This window comes from Methylobacterium sp. P1-11 (assembly GCF_008329595.1).
GTDB lineage: Bacteria > Pseudomonadota > Alphaproteobacteria > Rhizobiales > Beijerinckiaceae > Methylobacterium.
This window is the reverse complement of the sequence record NZ_NPKS01000013.1, coordinates 82713-102034: the sequence shown is the minus strand read 5'-3', so window position 1 is coordinate 102034 and position 19322 is coordinate 82713. Positions and strand designations below refer to the sequence as shown.

Below are 19322 nucleotides of genomic sequence, written 5' to 3'. Positions count from 1 at the left end.
TGCCAGATCGTCGTGTATTTCGACGGTATTTCTGCTGCTATCTGTGAATTCCGTCGAAAATTTTTCTCAAAAATTTCGGATCTCAACGTGGTTCTTGGCCGGCATGCCGCTTTAACCTGTCGTTATCCTTGACGACGCAGGGTGCGGGAGATTCGGGGAGTATGCCATCGATGTCGAATCTCAACGTGTCCAAGAAGCCGGCTGGGCCCGAGACCGCGGATCGTTCCGAGGGCGCGGCTGCGGGTCTTCAGTCGGCCCTGCGCCATCGGGAACTCGGCGATCACGCGGGCGAGACGCGTGCCATCGCGGCGGCCGTGCAGGTGTTCGAAGACGGTCTGATGCGCTTGGCCGCGGGCGCGACCGGTGCGCGTCCGAGTCAGCTGGCAGCCGATGAGGCGACCGGTCTGCTTGCCGGCATTGCCGGGCAGACGAGCCTGATGGCGCTTCGGGCCGCGATTGAGGCGGCCCGCGATGGCGGCGAAGGCCGGAGCTTTGCGGCCGCCGCCGCGGAGGTCAGAGATCTGGCCGGGCAAATGGCGCGGGCGACCGAGACAATCGTCGCACAGGTCGGGCTGATCCAGGCCGCTGCGGAGCGGGCGCAGGGTGCGTCCGTCCGAGAGAACCGCAGAGCCGAACAGATCTCTGCCGCCTGACGCGGCGCTGTTCGTCCCGAGGGGCCTGAGCGGCCAGGCAATCGCGCGGTTCGACCCGGAGGGCGCGTGGCCGCCCGCCGTGGGTTCCGCCGCCCTGGCCCGGGGCGACGCCGCAGCCCGGGGACTGTCCGAACGAGGCTTGGCTATTCCGCGGCCGGCAGACGCTCACCCCGGCTGCGGGGTTCCTTGCCTCGCGCCGTCTCGTCCAGCGCATCGGTAAACTGCAGATTCGCGAGCTGAGCGTAGAGCGCGCCCTGCGCGAGCAGGCTCTCGTGGGTTCCGGTCTCGACGATGCGGCCGTCGTCGAGCACCAGGATGCGGTCCGCGGCGCGGATCGTGGCGAGGCGATGGGCGATCACCAGGGTCGTGCGGCCGTGCATCAAGGTGGCGAGGGCCGCCTGGACGGCGCGCTCGGATTCGGCGTCCAGAGCTGAGGTTGCTTCGTCGAGGAGCAGGATCGGCGCGTCCTTGAGGATCGCCCGGGCGATGGCGATGCGCTGCCGCTGGCCGCCGGAGAGCGTCACGCCGCGCTCGCCCACCTGCGTCGCGTAGCCCTGCGGCAGGGCCGTGACGAAGCCGTGTGCGTTGGCGAGTTCGGCCGCGCGCCGCACCTCCGCCTCGCTGGCCTCCGGACGGCCGTAGCGGATGTTCTCCGTGACCGTGCCGGAAAATACCACCGGGTCCTGCGGGACCAGGGCGATGCGGGATCGGAAGCGCTCCGGGTCGACCTGGGCGACATCGGTCCCGTCGACCAAGATCCGGCCGCCCTGCGGATCATAGAAGCGCAGCAGCAACTGGAACACCGTCGACTTGCCGGCTCCGGAGGGCCCCACGATGGCGATGCGTTCGCCGGGCGCGGCCGCGAAGCTCAGCCCGCCGAGGGCCGCATGTTCCGGGCGCGTCGGGTAGGCGAAGCGCACGTCTTCGAAGGACACTGCCCCCCGCGCCGGCTCGGGCAGCGGCAGGGCCGGGGACGGCACGCGGATCGCGGGTTCCGTGGCGAGGATCTCGGTGAGCCGCTCGGCCGCGCCGGCCGACATCGCGAGGTCGCCGTAGACCTCGGAGAGTTGGCCGAGGGCGCCCGCGCCGAACACGGCGTAGAGCACGAATTGCGAGAGTTCGCCGCCGGTCATCGTGTGATTGAGGACGCCCTGGGCGCCGTACCACATCACGCCGACCACGGACGCCGAGATCAGGAAGATCGCGACCCCGGTGAGGAGCGCCCGGGCCCGGATCGAGGCGCGTGCGGCCGCGTAGGCGTCTTCGGAAGCCGCCTCGTACCGGGCTGCCGTCGAGGCCGAGCGGCCGAAGGCCTGCATGGTCCGCACCGCCCCGATTGCCTCGGCGGCGTACGCGGAGGCCTCGGCGAGCCGGTCCTGGGCCGCCCGGGAGCGCCGTCGCACGCCGCGGCCTGACACGATCAGCGGGAAGACGATGACGGGGATCGCGGCCAGCACCATCACGGACAGGCGCGGGCTGGTCACCACCATCATGGCGGTGGCGCCCACGAACAGGAACAGGTTGCGCAGCAGGATCGAGATCGAGACGCCGAAGGCCGATTTGATCTGCGTCGCGTCCGCGGTGAGCCGCGAGACGATCTCGCCGGATTGCGCCCGGTCGAAGAAGGCAGGGTCCAGCAGGGTCAGCCGTGCGAAGACGGCGCTGCGCAGGTCCGCGACCACCCGCTCGCCCAAAGTCACGACCGTGTAGACGCGCGCGGCGCTCGACAGCGCGAAGGCCGTGACGACGCCGAGCAGGCCCAGGAAATAGGCATCGATCACCCCCGAGCCGTCGGCGGTGAAGCCGTGGTCGATGACCCGGCGCATGGCGATCGGCACGACCAGCGTCGAGGCCGAGGCGCAACCGAGGGCGATCAGGCCGGCGGCGATCCGCACGCGGTAGCGCAGGGCGAAGGGAAGGAGCGGCCGGAGGGCGCTCAGCGGGGCTCTGGGCCGTCCGTCTGCGGCCGCCTTGGTCTTACGGGCCATCACGCCTCACGTGTTATCGTTCTCCCGGTCCGCGGCGCTTGTGACCGGGGAGCGGCTGCGGTATAGGCCGCCGCTCATCCGATTGCGTGTGTTCAATGGCCGCGGGCCGCCACCACGGTCGGCTTGGACGTGCCGTTGCCACGAACCCATGGTTCGGTGCAACCGGTGACATCTTCCGCATTCCGGGCCGGGCGGCGCCTCCTGCGCTTCCCGCCGGCGTGCCAGACAGGGACCAAGGTCATGGCGAAGGACGCGGCCGCGAAGGCCAAGGGGACCGAGCACCCCGATTACCACTTCATCAAGGTCGTGATGACGGATGGTACCGAGTACCAGACCCGTTCGACCTACGGGAAGGAGGGCGATACCCTCAATCTCGATATCGATCCGCTGACCCATCCGGCCTGGACTGGTGGCGAGCAGAAGATGCTCGATCGCGGCGGCCGGGTGTCGCGCTTCAACTCGCGGTTCGGCAATCTCGGCAAGCGCTGAGCGCAGCCGCTGCGGCGTCGAAGCTGTTCAAGACGGGCGGTTCCTCGCGGGACCGCCCGTTTTTCGTGCGTCGCCTCGCGCGGCAGAGGCAGCGCTCGTTATCCACAGGACACGTTTGCAAAGATCGCGCGAAGCGCGCGTCCATGCACGCGGGCGGAAACGCTTCTTCTCGTGCGGGCGGCGCTCGCGGCCTCCATGGCCGGGCCCGGCCGTTGCCGATTCATTCAAAGCGCGGCTGGGACGTCGTATCCTTCTCCGGTCACCCGCGGTTCGTTCGGAAGCCGCGGCGGGCGCGCGGGCGCCCCTGCCTGTCCGGGGGGCGGCGCTCTTCGGATGTACTGATAGGATCGAGAGACGATGAGACGTTTGCTGCTGTTGGTTTTCGCCATGATCGCTCTGGCCGCCGCGCCGGCCGTGGCCGCGGACAAGATCAAGGTCGGCATCATGGGCGGGGATGCCGAAGTCCTCTGGGCGAAGGCCAAGGAGATCGCGGCCCGCGACGGGCTCGACATCAACCTGGTGGTGTTCTCCGACTACCTGCTGCCGAACGAGGCGCTCCACTCCGGCGACCTCGACGCTAACGCCTTCCAGCACAAGCCGTTTCTCGCCAACCAGATCAAGGCGCGCGGCTACAAGATCGTCCCCGTCGGCGAGACGATCGTGACGCCGATCGGCCTGTACTCCAAGCGGGTCAAGGCCGTCGGGGATCTGAAGGACGGCGCGCTGGTCGGGATCCCGAACGACCCGTCGAACGGCGGCCGGGCACTGCTGCTGCTGCAGGCCGAGAAGCTGATCCGCCTGAAGGACGGGGTCGGCCTGCTGCCGACGGTGTTCGACGTCGTCGACAATCCCAAGCGGCTGAAGTTCCAGGAGGTCGACGCCGCGCAACTGCCCCGCAGCCTTGAGGATCTCGACGCCGCGGTGATCAACACCAACTACGCCGTCGATGCCGGCCTGACCCCGGGCAAGGATTCCATCGCCATCGAGTCCAAGGTCGACAATCCCTACAACAACGTCATCGTCGTCCGCGAGGCGGACACGAAGGCGCCCTGGGTGTCGAAGCTGCTCCACGCCTTTCAGAATGACGCGATCCGCCAGATCCTGAAGGAGCAGTTCCCGGGCCAGTTTCCGGCATTCTGATTGTCGGGGCCGGTCACGCCGGCCCTGAGCGGCGGCGCCCCGGGGGCGCCGCTCAGCCCTCGCTCATCCGGAACGCCATCCGCAGCAGGCCCTGCTGCGCGGCGACCGGGCTCTCCACGGGCGTGGGGGTCGGTCGGTCCTCGGCGATCAGAGCGTCGAGGTGCAGGATACGGCTGTGCAGCCGCCGCGCCCGGATGATCAGCTGCTGGAGGCGCATCGGCAGCAGGTTGAAATCCTGCTGCTTCGGCGGCTCGGACGTTCCGAGCTTGACCCGGTGCTTCTCCTGGAGCGCCTCGGCCGGCGTCATCTCGCCTTCAGCGACCGCGCGCTGCACCAGAAGCCACGAGGCGATCTGCATCAAGAGCGTGGTCAGGCGCATGCTCTCGGCCGCGTAGCTGAGCGTCGCGTCCCGGGAGACGAGGCGCGACTCGTCTCGCCCTTCGCCGTCGAGATACGCGGCCGTCTCCTCGACCATGGTCATCCCGTCGCGGAACAGTGCCTTGAAGGCTTCCGAATTGACGTAGGACCTGCCGAAATCGACCCAGTCCTGATCGTCCCGGAATGTGACATCGAAGCCGTTCATCTGCCTCTCCTGTGCCGTCCGACGGCCCGGCTCGTTCCGATCCGGGACGCTCCGTCCGTGGCTTTCGGACGACACCGCAATCCTAGCGCCGATTGGCTCGAACATCAGGGTTCATGTTTTTTTAACCTTAACCCGCCGTCCGTGGCCTGGAGAAGAGCCCAGGATGGTGGCACGCGCGCTCAGAACGAGGCGCGGATACCGCCGAAGACGCTGCGGCCGCTGCCGGGATAGAAGGCGGCCAGGGCGCCCGGGCCGCCCGCCGTCGCGGCGGCGTTGGCCACCACGGCGATGTCCGAGACGTAGCGGGCATTCGTGAGGTTGCGGGCATCCACGAACAGGGCGACGCCGTCCGCGAGGTCGAGGCCGGCCTCGACGCCGAGCAGGGCGTAGCCGGGCACCCGCAGGGTGTTGGCGTGATCGGCGAAGGCGCCCTGCGGCACCCAGTCGAGCGACGGCGCGACGTGGAAGCCGCTCGGGTGCCGGTAGCCCAGGACGGTGCGCAGCACGTCCGTCGGGATTCCGGCGATGCGGTTGTTGCCGAAGACCGGGTCGCCGACGAACCGGAAATCGTTGTGGGTCCAGATCTGGGTCACGCTGAGCCCGTCGCCCGGCCCCACGAGGTCGCGAGCCAGGTCCAGGGTGACGGCCGCCTCGACGCCCTGGTGCACCGAGCGCGGCGTATTGAAGGTCGCGGCCGGGATGTTGAGGCCGGGATTGGTCGCGAAGTTGATCAGCTCGTCGCGCAGGTCCGACCGGTAGAGCGTCAGGTCGAAGGTGAGGCGGTCGACGCGCCCGCGGGCGCCGGCCTCGTAGGTCCAGGCGCGCTGCGCCCGGAGGGGCACGAAGGTGGTGCTCAGCAGGTTCTGCTGCACGAGGTCGGAGAAGTCCGGCACGTCCCGGGACCGGACGACGTCGCCGAAGATCTGGATGTCGGGCCGCGGCTGCCACAGCAGGCCGACCTTCGGGTTGATCCCCGCGTAGGTCACGTCGGCGAAGCGCGGGTTTGGGTTGCCCGGCAATCCGCCCTTGTCGCTGAAGGTCCGGTTCGACGAGAACGCCTTCGCGCCGGTCATCAGCGCAACGTCCGGCAGGAACCAGAATCGGTTCTCTCCGTAGGCCTCCAGGCTCGAGGCGCTCTGGAGTGCGTTGAGCGTCTGTGCGCCCCGCTGCCCGCGGACATTGACGAATTGCAGCGCGGAGTTCTGGCCCGCGAAGGCGCGCAGACCCAGCACCACGTCGTCGCGAAAACCGCCGAGATCGACGGTCCCGGCCCAGTGCGGGCTGATCCCGTAGGTCCAGCCATCCTGGTCGATCGCCTGGAAGATTGGGTGGTACAGGCTCTTGTGAATCGCCCAGGTGTCGACGTCGAGCTTGCCCACGTCGAGCAGGAACGAGATACGGTTCGCGATCCGCTCCGTCTCGACCTTGCGGGACTGATTGCCGGTGATTGCCGTGGGGTTGGCCAGCGTCGGGGTGGAGAGGCTCTGGCCGAGGGTCAGGGTGCCCGGCAGCTTCTGATCGGTGAGATAGGTGCCGAGATAGAAGCGGGTCTCGATGTCGGGGGCGATCCGGTAGCCGATGTTGGCGTTGACGTTCTTCGTGGCCTGGGCCTCGTGGGCGCGGAACCCGTCGGAATTGGTCAGCGTCGCGTTGACCAGCACGTCGAGCGGCCCGTCGATGCGGGACATCTGCGCCTGCTCGCGGATCGTGCCGAAGCTGCCGCCGTCGACCCGCAGGATGTTGGGCGCCAGCGCCGTGTAGGCCGTGGGCGTGACGGCGTTGACCGCGCCGCCGAGCGTCGTCGCCCCGAAGGTGAGGGCGTTGCCGCCCTTGTAGACCTCCACCGAGCGTAGGGCGAGCGGGTCGACCTGATAGAAGTCGCCGCTCCCGTCCGCGAGGTTGAGCGGGATCCCGTCCTGGAGAAGCTCGATGCCGCGCAGGTGGAAGGCGCGGGCGATGCCGGAGCCGCGGACCGACAGGCGCAGCTCCTGCCCGTAGCGCTCCTGCACGTAGACGCCGGGCACGTCCTTGAGCACGTCGCGGAGCGTGTTGGTGTAGCGGTCCTGGAGCGCCGCGGCGTCGACGAAGGCCACGGAGCCGAAGGTTCCCGCGAGGGCGGCCCTCTGGCGGTCGACGCTCGGCACCGAGAGCGAGCCGCGGGTCTCGTCCGACGGCGCGTCCGCGGCGGCGGTGCCGACGACGCTGAGTTCGGACAGGGTGACCGAGGCGGCGGACGGCGTCTGCGGCTGCGCTGCGGCCGGCGTCGCGCAGGTGAACAGCAGGAGCGCGGCGCGTCGGCCGGCCCGGAACTGGAGGGGCATGGGGCGGAATCCGTGTCTGGTGATCGGGAGGGAGCGGCGATCGGTCAGACGTCGGGTGGGGCGCGGGCTCCGAGACCGGGACGCGGGGGTGCCCGCGGGAGGGCGACGCGCCGCGGCCGCGGGCCGGCGGCTACGACAGGCCGGGCGACCGGGATGGCCGTGGCGGCCGACGGCGCGGGGAGGGTGGCCGGCCCGGCCGCTTGACAGGCGACGCAGCAATCCCCGCTGTGATGGGCCGGCAGGTGCTTGCCGGTCGGTGCCGGATCGGTCTGGCCATCATCGGCGAGGCAGAGGATATGGACCGGCCCCGCGTCGGCGGACGCCAGGCCGCCGAGGATGCCCTGCAGCGCCAGGGCGTAGAGGGCGAGCAGTGCCACGATCCGGGCGAGCGCGCACGCCGACCGCGCGGGGGCGACCCGAGGGGCCGCGCGGCCGCGACGGCCGGGCGCCGCGGCGGCCCGGCCTCGTGGATCTGCTGGCGTCACGGCGGTCGCCCGACAGCCGATGCTCCGTCCGGGCGGCTAGTGCTGGTGCTGGTGCTGGCCGCCCGGTGCGCCCGCGCCGATCGGCGCCACCGTGAAGGTCACCGGCACGGCGCCGGCCCGCTGGAAGGTGAGCGTCCCCGCGATGGCCTCGCCCGCCTTCGGCGCGCCGGTCAGGTCCTCGAACATCAGGTGATAGCCGCCGGGCTTCAGCTCCACGGTCTCGCCGGGCTTGATCGTGAGGCCGCCCGAGACCGGCGCCATCTTCATGACGCTGCCCTCCATCGACATGGAGTGGATGTCGCTGCTCTTGGCGAAGGGCACCGTCGCGCCCGTGAGCGTGTCTGGCGCGCTCCCCGTGTTGGTGATGCGCACGTACCCGCCCGCGACCTTGGCGCCGTTCGGGGTGGCGCGCAGCCACGGCGTCTCGATCGTCAGATCACCGGACTTCACGGTTGAGGCGGCGGGCGCGGCCGCGGCCGGCGCACCGCCCGCCTGGGCGACCTGGACGATTCGGAAGGACGGCGCGGCCGCCTTCAGGTCGTGGGCGTCCTGACCGGCCTTGGGGATCTCCGACCAGGAATGGCTGCCCTCCGCGCAATCCTGCTGGACCGGGACGTAGACGGTCGCGCCGGGCTCGAACGTGCCGGCGACCTGCGCCAGGAAGGTGAACTCGTCGACCTGGTCGTCCGGCAGGGAGCCGCCGCTCCAGGTGATCGCCGTCACGCCCTCCGAGGCCGTGCCGTGGTGGGTCGCGTAGGTCTTGGCGTAGGGCCCGCGCGTCGTCGCGAGGGTCCAGCCGGGCTTCGGCATCGGCTTGGCGCCGATCAGGCCCTCCGGGATGGTGACGCTCACGCGGGTCGTCGGCTTGCCGTTGCAGCCGTGCATGATCTGGACGACGCCGCGATACGAGACGCCGGGGGCGGCCTGTTTGCGTTCCAGCACCGCGTGGGCCTGCGCCGCGGAAGCGAGCAGCCCGAGGCCGAGGGCGGCCGAGACAAGGGTCTTCATGGGAGTACATCCGTCCTGAGGGATCCGAAGGGTGGTGATCGCTCAGGCGGTTGGCGGCCCCCTCGGGGACGCGATGGTGCCGGGCGGCGCGCGGGCGCCGACGCTGCCGGTGAAGGGCCAGGCCGAATGACGGTTCGTGGCCACGGCCCATCGGACGCCGATGGCGGCTGGCCGCGGCGGAAGCGCCGGGCCGGTGGCCTGGGCCGCCGTGCAGCAATCGCCCTGGCCATGGGGGAGGGGCGCGCCCGGTACGGCGGACCCGTCGGAATGCTGCGCGCAGAGACCGTCGATCGTCGTCGGCAACGGCATCAGGCCGCCGAGAAAGGCCTGAAGCAGCAGGGCGTAGAGCGCCAGCACGGCGATCGCGGCCCGCAGGGCCGGCCCGACACGTCGATCCGAATGCGGCTCGCCCGAATCCATGCTGCTCCCGCGCGCCGTCCGAACCGGGCCGCTATGGCATCTCTGCCACACCTGGCCGACTTAGGCTGTTGCCAGGGTGCCGCACCGAAACGCAGCGTGCGCTGGCGCACGGCGATGCCACATTCCGGCCCCTTCGATAGGGAGTCTTAACGCCATCCCGACACCGTGGCGCCCGAGACAATCCGCTCCCGTCACGCCCTGACGAACCCCGGACCAGAGCCAGGACCGATGCGCAACAAGGCACAAAACCGGTTCACCGCAGTCCTCAGCGTTGCCGCTCTCGGCGCGCTCGGCCTCGGCGGCGCCCAAGCCCGCGATCAAGGCAACTATGCTCAGGCCGAATGGGCGCAGGACTACGCCTCGCCCGCCGGCATGCAGGTGCAGCGCGAGACGGTGCCGATCCTCTCGCCCCAGACCGTGGCGTCCACCGACCAGATGGTGGAGCGCTACAAGGACATTGTCGCTCGCGGGGGCTGGCGGCAGGTTTCCGGCGCCGACCATCTGCGGATCGGCTCGCGCGGCCCGGCCGTGGCGGCCATCCGCCAGCGCTTGATCGTCACCGGCGACCTCGATCCGGCCGCGGGCAGCTCAGGCGTCTACGATTCCTACGTCGCCGCGGGCGTGAAGCGGTTCCAGGCCCGGCACGGCCTCAGCCAGACCGGCGCGATGACCCCCGCCACCCAGCAGGCCATGAACGTGCCGGCCGAGGTGCGCCTGCGCCAGCTCGAGATCAACGTCGTGCGCCTGCGCTCCTACTCGGGCGACCTGGGTCGGCGCTTCGTGATCACCAACATCCCGGCCGCGCTCGTCGAGACGGTCGAGAACGGCCAGGTCGTCACGCTCCACGCCGCGGGCGTGGGCAAGATCGACCGCCAGTCGCCGATCATGAACACCAAGGCGACGCAGATCAATTTCAACCCGACCTGGACGGTCCCGGCTTCCATCGTGAAGAAGGACCTGATCCCGAAGATGCAGAAGGATCCAAATTACCTCACGGACAACAAGATCCGGATCCTTTCGAACGGCTCCGAGGTCTCGCCGAAGTCGGTGAACTGGTTCTCGGACGAGGGCACCCGCTACACCTACCGGCAGGATTCGGGCGCCGACTTCAACTCGATGGGCATCGTCCGGATCAATATTCCGAACCCCTACGGCGTGTTCATGCACGACACGAACACCAAGGGCGTGTTCGGCGACGATTTCCGCTTCATCTCGTCGGGCTGCGTGCGCGTGCAGAACGTGCGCGAGTACATCACGTGGCTGCTGAAGGACACGCCCGGCTGGGGCCGCCAGCAGGTCGAGGAGGCGATCGAGAGTGGCAAGCGCATCGACGCCAACATCGCCCAGCCGGTGCCGGTCTACTGGACCTACATCACCGCTTGGTCGACCCCGGACGGTATCGTCCAGTTCCGTGACGACATCTACAAGCGTGACGGCGTGAACGTCCCCTCGACCATCGGCGCACCGACCCCGGTCGCCAGCGCCGAGCCGATGCCCCAGACCTTCGAGCCCGGCGACGAGGAATAGTCGATCCCGGGCGCCGGCCACTTCCGGCGGCGCCCGCCCGTCGAACCCGATCCGAGGCCCGCACCTCCGCCGAGGCGCGGGCCTCGCGCGTTCGGGGCCGTGCCTGTCATCGGGAGGTCAAACGCGTCTGCTTGGCCGCGGAGGCTGCGTCCCGGAGCCGGTTGCCGGCCCCCGCGGGACGACGCGCCGCGCAGCCGTCCAGGAGCCGTCCATGTCGCGCGACACCCAACCCGGAGGCCTGACCCGCCGGAGCACCATGGCGGGCGCCGCCGCCCTCGGCCTCGTCGCGGGCCGGGCCGGCGCCCAGGAGGCCGCGGAGGCCACCGGGATCGTCACCGCGCGCGACGCGGCCGGCGCCGAGCCGGTCCCGCTGCCGGGCGTGCTGGTGTCCAACGGCCGCGAGATCGCGCGGACCGACGACCGCGGCCGCTACCGCCTGCCGATGCCGGGCGACGGCGTGGTCTTCGTCATCAAGCCGCCGGGCTACGCGCTGCCGCGCGACGCCGACAACGTGCCGCGCCATTCCTACATCCACCAGCCCGGGGGCACGCCCGCCGAGGTGGGCCTGCGCTATCGCGGGCTCGCGCCCACCGGCCCGCTCCCGGCCTCGATCGACTTCACCCTGACCCGCGCGGGCGAGCCTGACGACTTCGACGTCGTGCTGTTCACCGATCCCCAGCCCGAGAGCCGGTTCGAACTGGACCATGTGCGGGACACCGCGGTCGCCCGCGCCATGGCGATCCCGGCGGCGTTCGGTCTGACCACCGGCGACGTGCTGTTCGACGATCTCTCGCTCTACGGTCGCTCCAACCGGATCGTCGGGCGGATCGGCCTGCCCTGGTACAACCTGCCGGGCAACCACGATCTCAACATGCAGGCGCCGGACGCGCGCTACAGCCGCGAGACCTGGAAGCGGGTGTTCGGCGCGCCGACCTACGCGTTCCGGCACGGCCGGGCGTGGTTCGTGATGCTCGACAACGTCGAGTGGCTCGGGCCGCCAGTACCGGTGGGCGCCAACACCTACCGGGGCCGGATCGGCGACCGCGGCCTGGCCTTCCTGCGCAACCTCCTGGCCGAGATCCCCCGGGATGATCTGATCGTGCTGGCCATGCACATCCCGCTGCACACCGACACGGCGCCGGACGATCCCCGCAGCACCACGACCGACCGCGCCGCGCTCCTCGAGCTGCTTGCCGGCCGCAAGGTCTTGAGCCTCGCCGGCCACACCCACACGACCGAGCACCATTACCTCGCCGAAGGCCACCACCATCACGTGCTCACCGCCGTCTCGGGCTCGTGGTGGAGCGGGCCCGACACCCGCACCGGCATCCCCTCGGCCGACAGCCGCGACGGCACGCCGAACGGGTTCCACGTGCTCTCGATCCGCGGCACCGCCTACACCTCGCGCTACGTTGCCGCGCAGGGCCAGCCGGACGAGACCATGCGGATCCTCTTCGAGAGCGAGTTGCGGGCCGGCGCGCCCGAGGTGGTGCGCTGGACCCGGCCCGTACAGGGGCTCCGGCCACCGGTGCCGCAAGACGCGCTCGCCGACACGGCCCTTGTTGTGAACGTATTCGATGGCGGCCCGCGCACGCAGCTCGCGTTCCGGATCGGCGACGCGCCGCCGCGGTCGATGGAGCGCACCCGCCGCCTCGACCCGTTCGTCACCGAACTCTACGAGCGCTATCCGGAGACCAAGAAGAGCTGGGTGAAGGCGGTGCCCTCGACCCATATCTGGACCGCGCGGCTTCCGGACGACCTGGCACCCGGGGCCCACCGGGTCACCGTGGAGGGCGCGGACGAGTACGGCCGCCCGATCCGCGGCTGCACGGTGCTGGAAGTCACCGCCGAGGGCGGCCGCGGCTGAGCCCGGGCGCCGCGCGCTCGGCGGCGCCCGGGCGGGTCACACCGCCAGCTGGCGGGCGCCGTGGCCACCTTCCTGGATCTCCTCGATGACCTTCGCGCAGAAGGCGTCGAGGTCGCCCGGATTGCGGCTCGTGATGATGCCGTGATCGGTCACGACTTCCTTATCGTGCCAGCGGCCTCCGGCATTGATCACGTCGGTCCGGATCGAGCTGAACGAGGTCAGGTCGCGGCCCTTGGCCGCGCCGGTCTCGATGAGCAGCCAGGGGGCGTGGCAGATCGCGGCCACGACCTTGCCGGACGTGAGGAAGCTCTTGATCAGGGCCAAAGCCTTGGGCTCCAGCCGGAGCTTGTCCGGATTGATCTGCCCGCCCGGAAGGACAAGCGCGTCGAAGCCCGAGGGGTCGACCTGCTCGAGGTCGGTGTCGACCGCGACCTCCTTGCCCCAGTCGGTCTTGTCCCAGCCGCGGATCGTGCCCTTGCTCTGGCGCGACTGCGGGGCGGCGACGGTCACGGTCGCGCCGGCTTCGGACAGCTTGGCCTGCGGAACGGTCAGCTCGCTCTCCTCGAACCCGTCTGTCGCGAGGATCAGGACCTTGGCTTGGCGAATGTCGGGCATGGTGTACCTCCGGTCGGGGATCTGCCCGGCTAACGGAGGGTCGCCCGTCGCGTTCCTGCGGCCCTCGGCCGCCTGGCCGCTCCCGCGATTGGACTTCGGAACAGAGATCGGAACCGCCGCGAAGGCGACCCGTTGGTCACCATCCCAACCACCAGGAGTCGCGTCATGGCCAATCCAGGCCTTCCCGATCCCACGCCCGGCGATCTACCGCCGCCCCCGCCGACGCCCGAAGAGGAGCCCGACATCGGCCCGACCGGCCCGCGCACGCCCTATCCGGTGAACGATCCGGGGATCGGAGAGCCCGGCGGTCCGGGCTCGGAGCCCGACATCTTCCCCGGGGCACCGACGGATCCCGGCACGCGCATGTGACCCGCTGTCAGTGACCGCCGTGCGACGTGCGCACGTCGCGCGGGGCATTGAGGATCTCGGAGAGGCTCGTCACCACGTGGCGGGCCTCTTCGTCCGTCAGCCGGAGCTGGAACGGCGGCAGCGCACCGGCCTGCAGGGCTACAACGGCCTGGCCCTCGTCGTCGGTCCCGATCTCGATGGCCGACGACGTCACGTCGAGCATGGCGACCTCCTCGTCGCCCATCTCGTCGGCCATATCGGGCTCGTCGGTATCGTCGATCGCTGTGAGGAGTTGCCCGACGGCGCGCACCAGTGCCCGGGCGGCGCGGGCATCCATCACCACTGCCGTCGCCTGATCGTCCTTCTGGAAGGACAGCTGGATGTTCGCACCGTCCAGCGAGACCGAGATGCCTGCCATGTATCGTCCAGAGCCACGTGCCTTAACTGCTTGAGCGCATTCCGTATATGCATCGTGAATGCCCGGAATCCCAGGGGGCGGTGCGTGTCGGCCACCTCCCGATCCGCGCCTGCGACGCAGATGGTACGCCGCTCATGCCTTGTTGCGGCCGCAGCCATCGCCTAAATACGTCCCCGGGGGGCTCTTCCACCGAGGCTGACGCTGTTTAAGGTTCAGCGACTCGCGCCCCGCCGCACTGGCCAAATCCAGAAAGACCGTGGTGCATCACGCGGCCCTCGCGCCGCGCAGGTGACCTATGGACGAACGAGGTACGCTACGTGAATACCGGTACTGTGAAGTGGTTCAACGAGACCAAGGGCTATGGCTTCATCCAGCCCGATGATGGCGGCAAGGACGTGTTCGTCCATATCTCGGCTGTGGAGCGTGCCGGGATGCGCAACCTGATCGAAGGTCAGCGGGTCACTTACGAGATCCTCACGGACAAGCGGAGCGGCAAGGACGCCGCCGGCAACCTCCAGGCGGCCTAACCGCCGCGCAGATCTAAGGGCTCACCTCGCAACTCCCGCGGCTCCATTGTGTGCAACGGGAGTCGCCGGTGACGCTCAAAGCGGCCGCCAGAAGCGGTTACCCCTTCCGACGCTGCCATCCCGGGCAAGACCGCCCGGGCAGGTCGCGTCGGAGGCAATATCCCAGAAACGACCCCGGGCGAAGCCAACGTCCGGTCCAGAAAAGAAAAGACATAGATGTTGTTCGAATACACACGGCGCCGCGGCGTCCGTTCCCCCGTCACCGATGCACCGACCTTCCGGGTGGGCAAGCTGGCGCGGGCCAAGACCGCGGATCAGACCGGGGTCGATATCAGCGATCTGATCGACCGGTCCTACAACTACCATTCCTCGCGGGAGCTGCACTGGCACTTGGCCGAGCGCCTCGGGCTCGCGCCCGGCGCGATGAAGATCCGCGAGGCCGCGGCGGCCTGAAAGGGCCGTCGAGCCTCACTTGAATACCTGTCCTCAGCGGCCCCAGGCCGCCAGGACGGGGTTCTGCAAGGCGACTGGCGCGGCGAGCAATTCGCCGTGGACCGGATCGGCGCGATTGTAGGGCGTCGCTGCACCATTGAAGTCGCAGACGATCCCACCCGCCTCGCGCAGGACGAGATCGGCGGCGGCGAGGTCCCAGTCGCGGGCATTGCCCGAAATCATGCCGACATCGACCGTTCCGTCCGCCACACGGGCGAGGCGGAGGGCGAGCGAGGGAATCCGCGCGATCACCTCGAAATCAGCGGCCGCGTCGGCGCCTCGGGTCAGACGGTCGAGCATTGGCTTCGGGCCGGTAATGCGCGCACCTGACAGGTTCTGCCGAGCGTGGACGCGGATCGGTTCGCCGTTCCGCGTCGCGCCACGCCCGCGCACGGCCTCGTAATCCGCGTCGCCCACAGGGGCATGCACGAAGCCGATGAGCGGTTCGCCGCCCGACAGGAGCGCCACTGCGATCGACCAATCCGGATGACCCGACAGGAAAGCCCGCGTCCCGTCGATCGGATCCACGATCCAGACGAGGTCGTGGCCGAGACGCGCGGGGTCGTCCGCGGTTTCCTCAGACAGCCACGCCGCACGCGGCACGAGGGCGCTCAGGCGCACTTTCAGAAAGGCGTCGACCGCGACATCCGCCTCCGTTACCGGCGAGCCGCCGGCCTTGGACCAGATGCGGGCCGAGGTCTGTCCGCCCAGCCTGAAGAACGGTCGCGCGATCTCGGCTGCCTCGCGCATCACGGCGCGCAGCTCCGGCATCAGGGCAGATACGGCATCGTCGCTGAGGGGCTCGGGCATCGCGCTCCGCGTGTAATCCGTGAGGCCCGCGAGGGCCTCGCCGCGCCGTCCATCCGCTGGCTCGGACGTCCGGGCCCGCCTGGGCACACCCGCTTGGGCTGAGAACACCTGGCGCGGAGGATCGCGCGCCCGGTCGCCCCGTTGTACGGCGCCTCCTGCAGCGCCACAAGGATGCCGGGTGATCGATCGATAACGACCGATCTGCGCAAGGAAATGTTGAGCATTCAAGGAAGCATTGAGCATTCCGCAAATGACAGCGCTGTCCAGATTCGCTTAACGACGGCTCTTAAGCGGTGCGGAGGAGTTCGGGTGCGATTTTGCTTGGCATAACGGAGGGCCCGGCAGGGTCAGCCACTTGCTCCAGGGACTCGGACAGATGAACACTTCCCCGGTCACGGACAAAAGCGCTGCAGGATACGCAATGCACGGTGCCGACACCGCGCCCCGTTTCGTCGCTTCGGCGCTTCCGGTGATCGGGCGCGTTTCCGGCGCCCGCCGGGCGGCCGGCATCGCGCTGGCCTACGCCGCCGAGGATGCGGAGATCACCGGTTCGGACCGGTTCACCTTGATGCTGGTCGATGCCGAGGGGGAGGTGCTGCAGCGCCTCGGCAGCTTCGAGGAGGACGACGTCGTCGCCGTGTGGCGCGACATCGCAGCACGGGCCGGACTGGTGCGGATGATCGTCCGCGAGGACGGCCTTCTCGTCCCGGTTTCGCAACAGATCGGCCGCCTCATCCTCGGTCAGGTCCGCATCCGCCGCCGCCATGCCGGCCTCGGCCGCCGCCGCCCCCGTTTCCTCACCCGCCGGAAGACCGGTCGGCTGCCGGCACGTCCGCAGATCTTCCGCGGCGAGAACGAGATCATCGCCCGCACCTGAGGGCGTCGGCCAATCCTAGAACAGGTTGCGCAGCAGCGCGTCGGCGGTGAAGCCGACGAACAGAATCAGCCCGGCATCCCGGTTCGCCCGGAATAACGCGAGTGCCCCGCGCCCGTCCCGTTCGCGCAGCGACAGGACCTGCCAAGCCAGATGGCCGGCAAAGGCCGCGGCTCCCAGATACCCGATGAAGCCCGCGCCGGCCCCGCGGGCCGCCAGCACCACGAAGATCGCCGCCAGCGCGTAGCAGATCCCCACGGCAAGTCGCACGTGCCGGCCGAACAGGCGGGCCGAAGATCGGATCCCCGCGATTTCGTCGTCCTCGATATCCTGCACCGCGTAGATCGTGTCGTATCCGATCACCCAGCAGAGCGCGCCCGCGTAGAGCAGGAGCGCCGGCGGATCGAGGCGGGCGAACACGGCGGCCCAACCCATCAGCGCGCCCCAGGCAAAGGCGAGGCCCAGAACCGCCTGCGGCAGCGGCATGACCCGCTTCATGAACGGGTAGATAGCCACCGGCAGCAGCGAACAGAGGCCGATGATGACCGCCTCGGCGTTGAACTGCAGCAGGACTGCCAGTCCGATCAGCGCCTGTATCACCAGAAACAGGGCCGCATGGCGCGGGCGCACCTGCCCGGAGGGCAGCGGGCGCAGGCGCGTGCGTTCGACCTGCGCGTCGAGGTCGCGGTCCGCAAGGTCGTTGTAGGTCGAGCCCGCCCCGCGCATCGCCACCGCGCCGATCAGGAACAGGAGGCAGTGCCACGGATCAGGGAAGGCCTGATCCGCAGCGATGGCCGCCAGGGCGGCCGACCACCAGCAGGGCAGGAGGAGGAGCCACCACCCGATCGGCCGGTCGATCCGGGCAAGGCGCAGATAGGGGCGCCAGGGCCGTGGCGCCAAGCGATCGACCCAGTGTCCGGAGACGGAGTCGGCTGGCCGCCCGTCGTCAAGCGCCGTCCCGTTCATCGATCGGATCTCCGGTCGTGCCACACGTGCGTCCCCCGCCGTTGCAGAGGGGACCCATGCCGGATCCGTGATCCTCTCAAACGGTCTTACAGAGCGCCCTGCGGCAGCTTGAAGCTGCCGGTCAAGCCCGGGCCGCCAAGCAGGCCACCGCCACCACCACCGGCCTGAGCCTGGGCCTGAGCGCGAGCCTGCGCCTCCATCTTGGTCGCCTGGGCAGCGACGCTGCAGATCTTGGTGCGGATACCGCTGACCTTCATGTGGTCAGCCTTGAAGCCCTCAGCGAATGAATCGGGGATCGAGCACCATTCCTTGTTGGCCGAGATCCACTTCATGCCCTCGGCGCCGTTACTCTGAAGCTTCCCGAACAGGGCGCAGGCCTCTTGCGGGGTCATCTTCTTCTTGGATTGCGAGGCCGCGTTGGCCCGGCCGACCAACGCCTTGCGCTCGGCCAGCGTCTTCTGAATCGCGCCGCATTCCGGCGCCGCGCTCTGGGCGGAGGCCGCCGTGCCAAACAGGACGGTGCCAGCCAGCACCGCAGCCCCCAGAGTGAAGCTCCCCTTCGCCATTCCGCAACTCCCTCGACGCCCCTGCCGAATCCGCACCCGGCCGGCTTTCTTCCGTTCTCCTGGGTTCGCCATAGGATTGTGGCGTCAATCGAGCGGCAAACCGGCTGCGCCATGCACCGGTGGACCGGCTGCGAAAAACCGGCCTTCGTAACCATTCGGCAACACTTTCGGGCGCGGACGGTCCGTTGACAGTCGTGTCGACCCGCGCAACCACGCTGCCATGCCGGCCTATGACTTCACCGCCCCGCGCCTCCATGTCGCGGCCGATCTCGCCGCGGGCGTGATTCTCCCCCTCGACCGGGCCCAGGCCAACTACCTGCTCAATGTGCTGCGCCGCGGACCGGATGATCCGGTGCTCGTCTTCAACGGACGCCATGGCGAATGGCGAGCCCATCTGGTCCAGACCGGGCGGAAGGGGGCCGATCTGCACGTTGCGGCGCAGACGCGCCCGCAGCCGGAGCGCGCCGACCTGCATTATCTCTTCGCACCGCTGAAGAGCGCCCGCCTGGATTATCTCGCGCAGAAGGCGGTGGAGATGGGCGCCGGCACCATTCGGCCGGTCATCACGCGGTTCACGCAGGGTGACCGCGTTAACATGGACCGGCTGCGGGCCAACGCCGTCGAGGCTGCCGAGCAATGCGGCATTCTGGCAATTCCCGAATGCCCTGAGCCCGAGCGACTCGCGCCGGCGCTCGCGGCGCTCGCGCCCGAGCGGCTTCTGGTGTTCTGCGACGAGGACGCTCCGGTCCGCGATCCCGTGCAGGCCCTGCGGGCGGCCGGCAATCCACCGGACTCGGTGCCGCTCGCCGTGCTGGTCGGTCCGGAAGGCGGCTTCTCGGCCGAGGAGCGGGCGTTGATCCGGGCGCGGCCGAACACCGTCGCGCTTTCCCTGGGGCCGCGCATTCTGCGAGCCGACACGGCCGCCGTCGCCGTCCTGGCGTTGGTGCAGGCGGTGCTGGGTGACGCGCGTTGAGGCGGCGCTGGACCAATCCATGTGCGCGGGCGCACATAGAGGCCTCGGCGAGGGCGATTGTTTCCTACGATCAGACGTGAAGCGGGGCACCTGCCGAGGCCGCCGCGTTGTGGGTTCCCGGCGGCTCGATTATGTCCCGGAGCGGACGCCGCCTGCGCCACGTGCTCATCGGGGTCGGGGGCGGGTGTCCGCCCGGATCCCGTTCGCAAGGGCGGGTTTGTACCGGGTGGATCCGCCGGAGTAGTTCGGCGC

Annotated in this window: 21 protein-coding genes; 10 read left to right on the top strand and 11 right to left on the bottom strand. The window is 69.6% G+C overall.

Annotation, left to right across the window (positions count from 1 at the left end; translation table 11 throughout):
* The first annotated feature begins 170 nt into the window (after positions 1–170).
* Positions 171–653 (top strand): methyl-accepting chemotaxis protein, encoded by a 483-nt coding sequence (locus CIW48_RS14980; protein WP_149311485.1) that lies wholly within the window; start codon positions 171–173, stop codon positions 651–653.
* Positions 654–796: 143 nt separating this feature from the next.
* Here CIW48_RS14980 and CIW48_RS14975 read toward each other — a convergent pair whose 3' ends face one another.
* Positions 797–2641, bottom strand: coding sequence for an ABC transporter transmembrane domain-containing protein (locus tag CIW48_RS14975; protein ID WP_149311484.1), 1845 nt, complete (start codon positions 2639–2641; stop codon positions 797–799).
* Positions 2642–2881: 240 nt separating this feature from the next.
* Between CIW48_RS14975 and rpmE the strand changes: the two genes are divergently transcribed.
* Together rpmE and CIW48_RS14965 are read left to right on the top strand one after the other, a co-directional pair.
* Positions 2882–3130 carry a 50S ribosomal protein L31 gene (gene rpmE, locus CIW48_RS14970; protein ID WP_012322259.1) on the top strand — a complete coding sequence of 83 codons (249 nt, stop codon included), beginning with the start codon at positions 2882–2884 and terminating at the stop codon, positions 3128–3130.
* Between the two features lie 357 nt (positions 3131–3487).
* On the top strand, positions 3488–4270 hold the full coding sequence (locus tag CIW48_RS14965) for a MetQ/NlpA family lipoprotein (protein WP_149311483.1): 783 nt from the start codon (positions 3488–3490) through the stop codon (positions 4268–4270).
* A 52-nt stretch (positions 4271–4322) separates the two neighbouring features.
* Here the strand turns inward: CIW48_RS14965 and CIW48_RS14960 are convergent, their stop codons facing one another.
* The 5 genes from CIW48_RS14960 to CIW48_RS14940 form a co-directional block, all read right to left on the bottom strand.
* Positions 4323–4853, bottom strand: a complete 531-nt coding sequence (locus tag CIW48_RS14960; protein WP_149311482.1) for a DUF1465 family protein — start codon at positions 4851–4853, stop codon at positions 4323–4325.
* Between the two features lie 179 nt (positions 4854–5032).
* Positions 5033–7174: a TonB-dependent receptor gene (locus CIW48_RS14955; protein WP_149311481.1), complete on the bottom strand. Its 2142-nt coding sequence runs from the start codon at positions 7172–7174 to the stop codon at positions 5033–5035.
* Between the two features lie 44 nt (positions 7175–7218).
* Positions 7219–7659 carry a hypothetical protein gene (locus tag CIW48_RS14950; RefSeq protein WP_173009272.1) on the bottom strand — a complete coding sequence of 147 codons (441 nt, stop codon included), beginning with the start codon at positions 7657–7659 and terminating at the stop codon, positions 7219–7221.
* Between the two features lie 36 nt (positions 7660–7695).
* Positions 7696–8667 carry a DUF1775 domain-containing protein gene (locus tag CIW48_RS14945; protein WP_149311479.1) on the bottom strand — a complete coding sequence of 324 codons (972 nt, stop codon included), beginning with the start codon at positions 8665–8667 and terminating at the stop codon, positions 7696–7698.
* Between the two features lie 42 nt (positions 8668–8709).
* A complete protein-coding gene (locus tag CIW48_RS14940) occupies positions 8710–9087 on the bottom strand; it encodes a hypothetical protein (protein WP_149311478.1) in 378 nt (125 codons plus the stop codon).
* Between the two features lie 228 nt (positions 9088–9315).
* Between CIW48_RS14940 and CIW48_RS14935 the strand changes: the two genes are divergently transcribed.
* A complete protein-coding gene (locus CIW48_RS14935; RefSeq protein ID WP_091787633.1) occupies positions 9316–10614 on the top strand; it encodes a L,D-transpeptidase family protein in 1299 nt (432 codons plus the stop codon).
* A gap of 211 nt (positions 10615–10825) precedes the next feature.
* Positions 10826–12481 carry a calcineurin-like phosphoesterase family protein gene (locus tag CIW48_RS14930; RefSeq protein WP_149311477.1) on the top strand — a complete coding sequence of 552 codons (1656 nt, stop codon included), beginning with the start codon at positions 10826–10828 and terminating at the stop codon, positions 12479–12481.
* A 36-nt stretch (positions 12482–12517) separates the two neighbouring features.
* Here CIW48_RS14930 and CIW48_RS14925 read toward each other — a convergent pair whose 3' ends face one another.
* Positions 12518–13096: a type 1 glutamine amidotransferase domain-containing protein gene (locus tag CIW48_RS14925; protein ID WP_149311476.1), complete on the bottom strand. Its 579-nt coding sequence runs from the start codon at positions 13094–13096 to the stop codon at positions 12518–12520.
* A gap of 165 nt (positions 13097–13261) precedes the next feature.
* Here CIW48_RS14925 and CIW48_RS14920 point away from each other — a divergent pair, with 165 nt between their 5' ends.
* Complete coding sequence (locus CIW48_RS14920; protein ID WP_091787642.1) at positions 13262–13465, top strand: hypothetical protein; 204 nt, start codon at positions 13262–13264, stop codon at positions 13463–13465.
* A 7-nt stretch (positions 13466–13472) separates the two neighbouring features.
* Here the strand turns inward: CIW48_RS14920 and CIW48_RS14915 are convergent, their stop codons facing one another.
* On the bottom strand, positions 13473–13862 hold the full coding sequence (locus CIW48_RS14915) for a hypothetical protein (RefSeq protein WP_012322268.1): 390 nt from the start codon (positions 13860–13862) through the stop codon (positions 13473–13475).
* Between the two features lie 317 nt (positions 13863–14179).
* On the opposite strand from CIW48_RS14915, the gene CIW48_RS14910 reads away from it, so the two are divergent.
* On the top strand, positions 14180–14389 hold the full coding sequence (locus CIW48_RS14910; RefSeq protein WP_091712733.1) for a cold-shock protein: 210 nt from the start codon (positions 14180–14182) through the stop codon (positions 14387–14389).
* Between the two features lie 216 nt (positions 14390–14605).
* On the top strand, positions 14606–14842 hold the full coding sequence (locus tag CIW48_RS14905; RefSeq protein ID WP_149311475.1) for an AsnC family transcriptional regulator: 237 nt from the start codon (positions 14606–14608) through the stop codon (positions 14840–14842).
* A 33-nt stretch (positions 14843–14875) separates the two neighbouring features.
* Here CIW48_RS14905 and CIW48_RS14900 read toward each other — a convergent pair whose 3' ends face one another.
* Positions 14876–15691 (bottom strand): 3'(2'),5'-bisphosphate nucleotidase CysQ, encoded by an 816-nt coding sequence (locus tag CIW48_RS14900; protein ID WP_149311474.1) that lies wholly within the window; start codon positions 15689–15691, stop codon positions 14876–14878.
* 421 nt (positions 15692–16112) lie between these two features.
* On the opposite strand from CIW48_RS14900, the gene CIW48_RS14895 reads away from it, so the two are divergent.
* A complete protein-coding gene (locus CIW48_RS14895) occupies positions 16113–16568 on the top strand; it encodes a DUF6101 family protein (protein WP_149311473.1) in 456 nt (151 codons plus the stop codon).
* 15 nt (positions 16569–16583) lie between these two features.
* On the opposite strand, the gene ubiA is transcribed toward CIW48_RS14895, so the two are convergent.
* Together ubiA and CIW48_RS14885 are read right to left on the bottom strand one after the other, a co-directional pair.
* The gene (gene ubiA / locus CIW48_RS14890) at positions 16584–17531 is read right to left on the bottom strand and encodes a 4-hydroxybenzoate octaprenyltransferase (RefSeq protein WP_149311472.1); all 948 of its coding nucleotides are present in this window, start codon (positions 17529–17531) and stop codon (positions 16584–16586) included.
* A gap of 86 nt (positions 17532–17617) precedes the next feature.
* Positions 17618–18097, bottom strand: coding sequence for a hypothetical protein (locus tag CIW48_RS14885; protein ID WP_091787656.1), 480 nt, complete (start codon positions 18095–18097; stop codon positions 17618–17620).
* A gap of 220 nt (positions 18098–18317) precedes the next feature.
* Between CIW48_RS14885 and CIW48_RS14880 the strand changes: the two genes are divergently transcribed.
* Entirely contained in the window at positions 18318–19070 is a 753-nt protein-coding gene (locus CIW48_RS14880; RefSeq protein WP_149311471.1) for a 16S rRNA (uracil(1498)-N(3))-methyltransferase, read from the top strand.
* Positions 19071–19322: the final 252 nt, after the last annotated feature.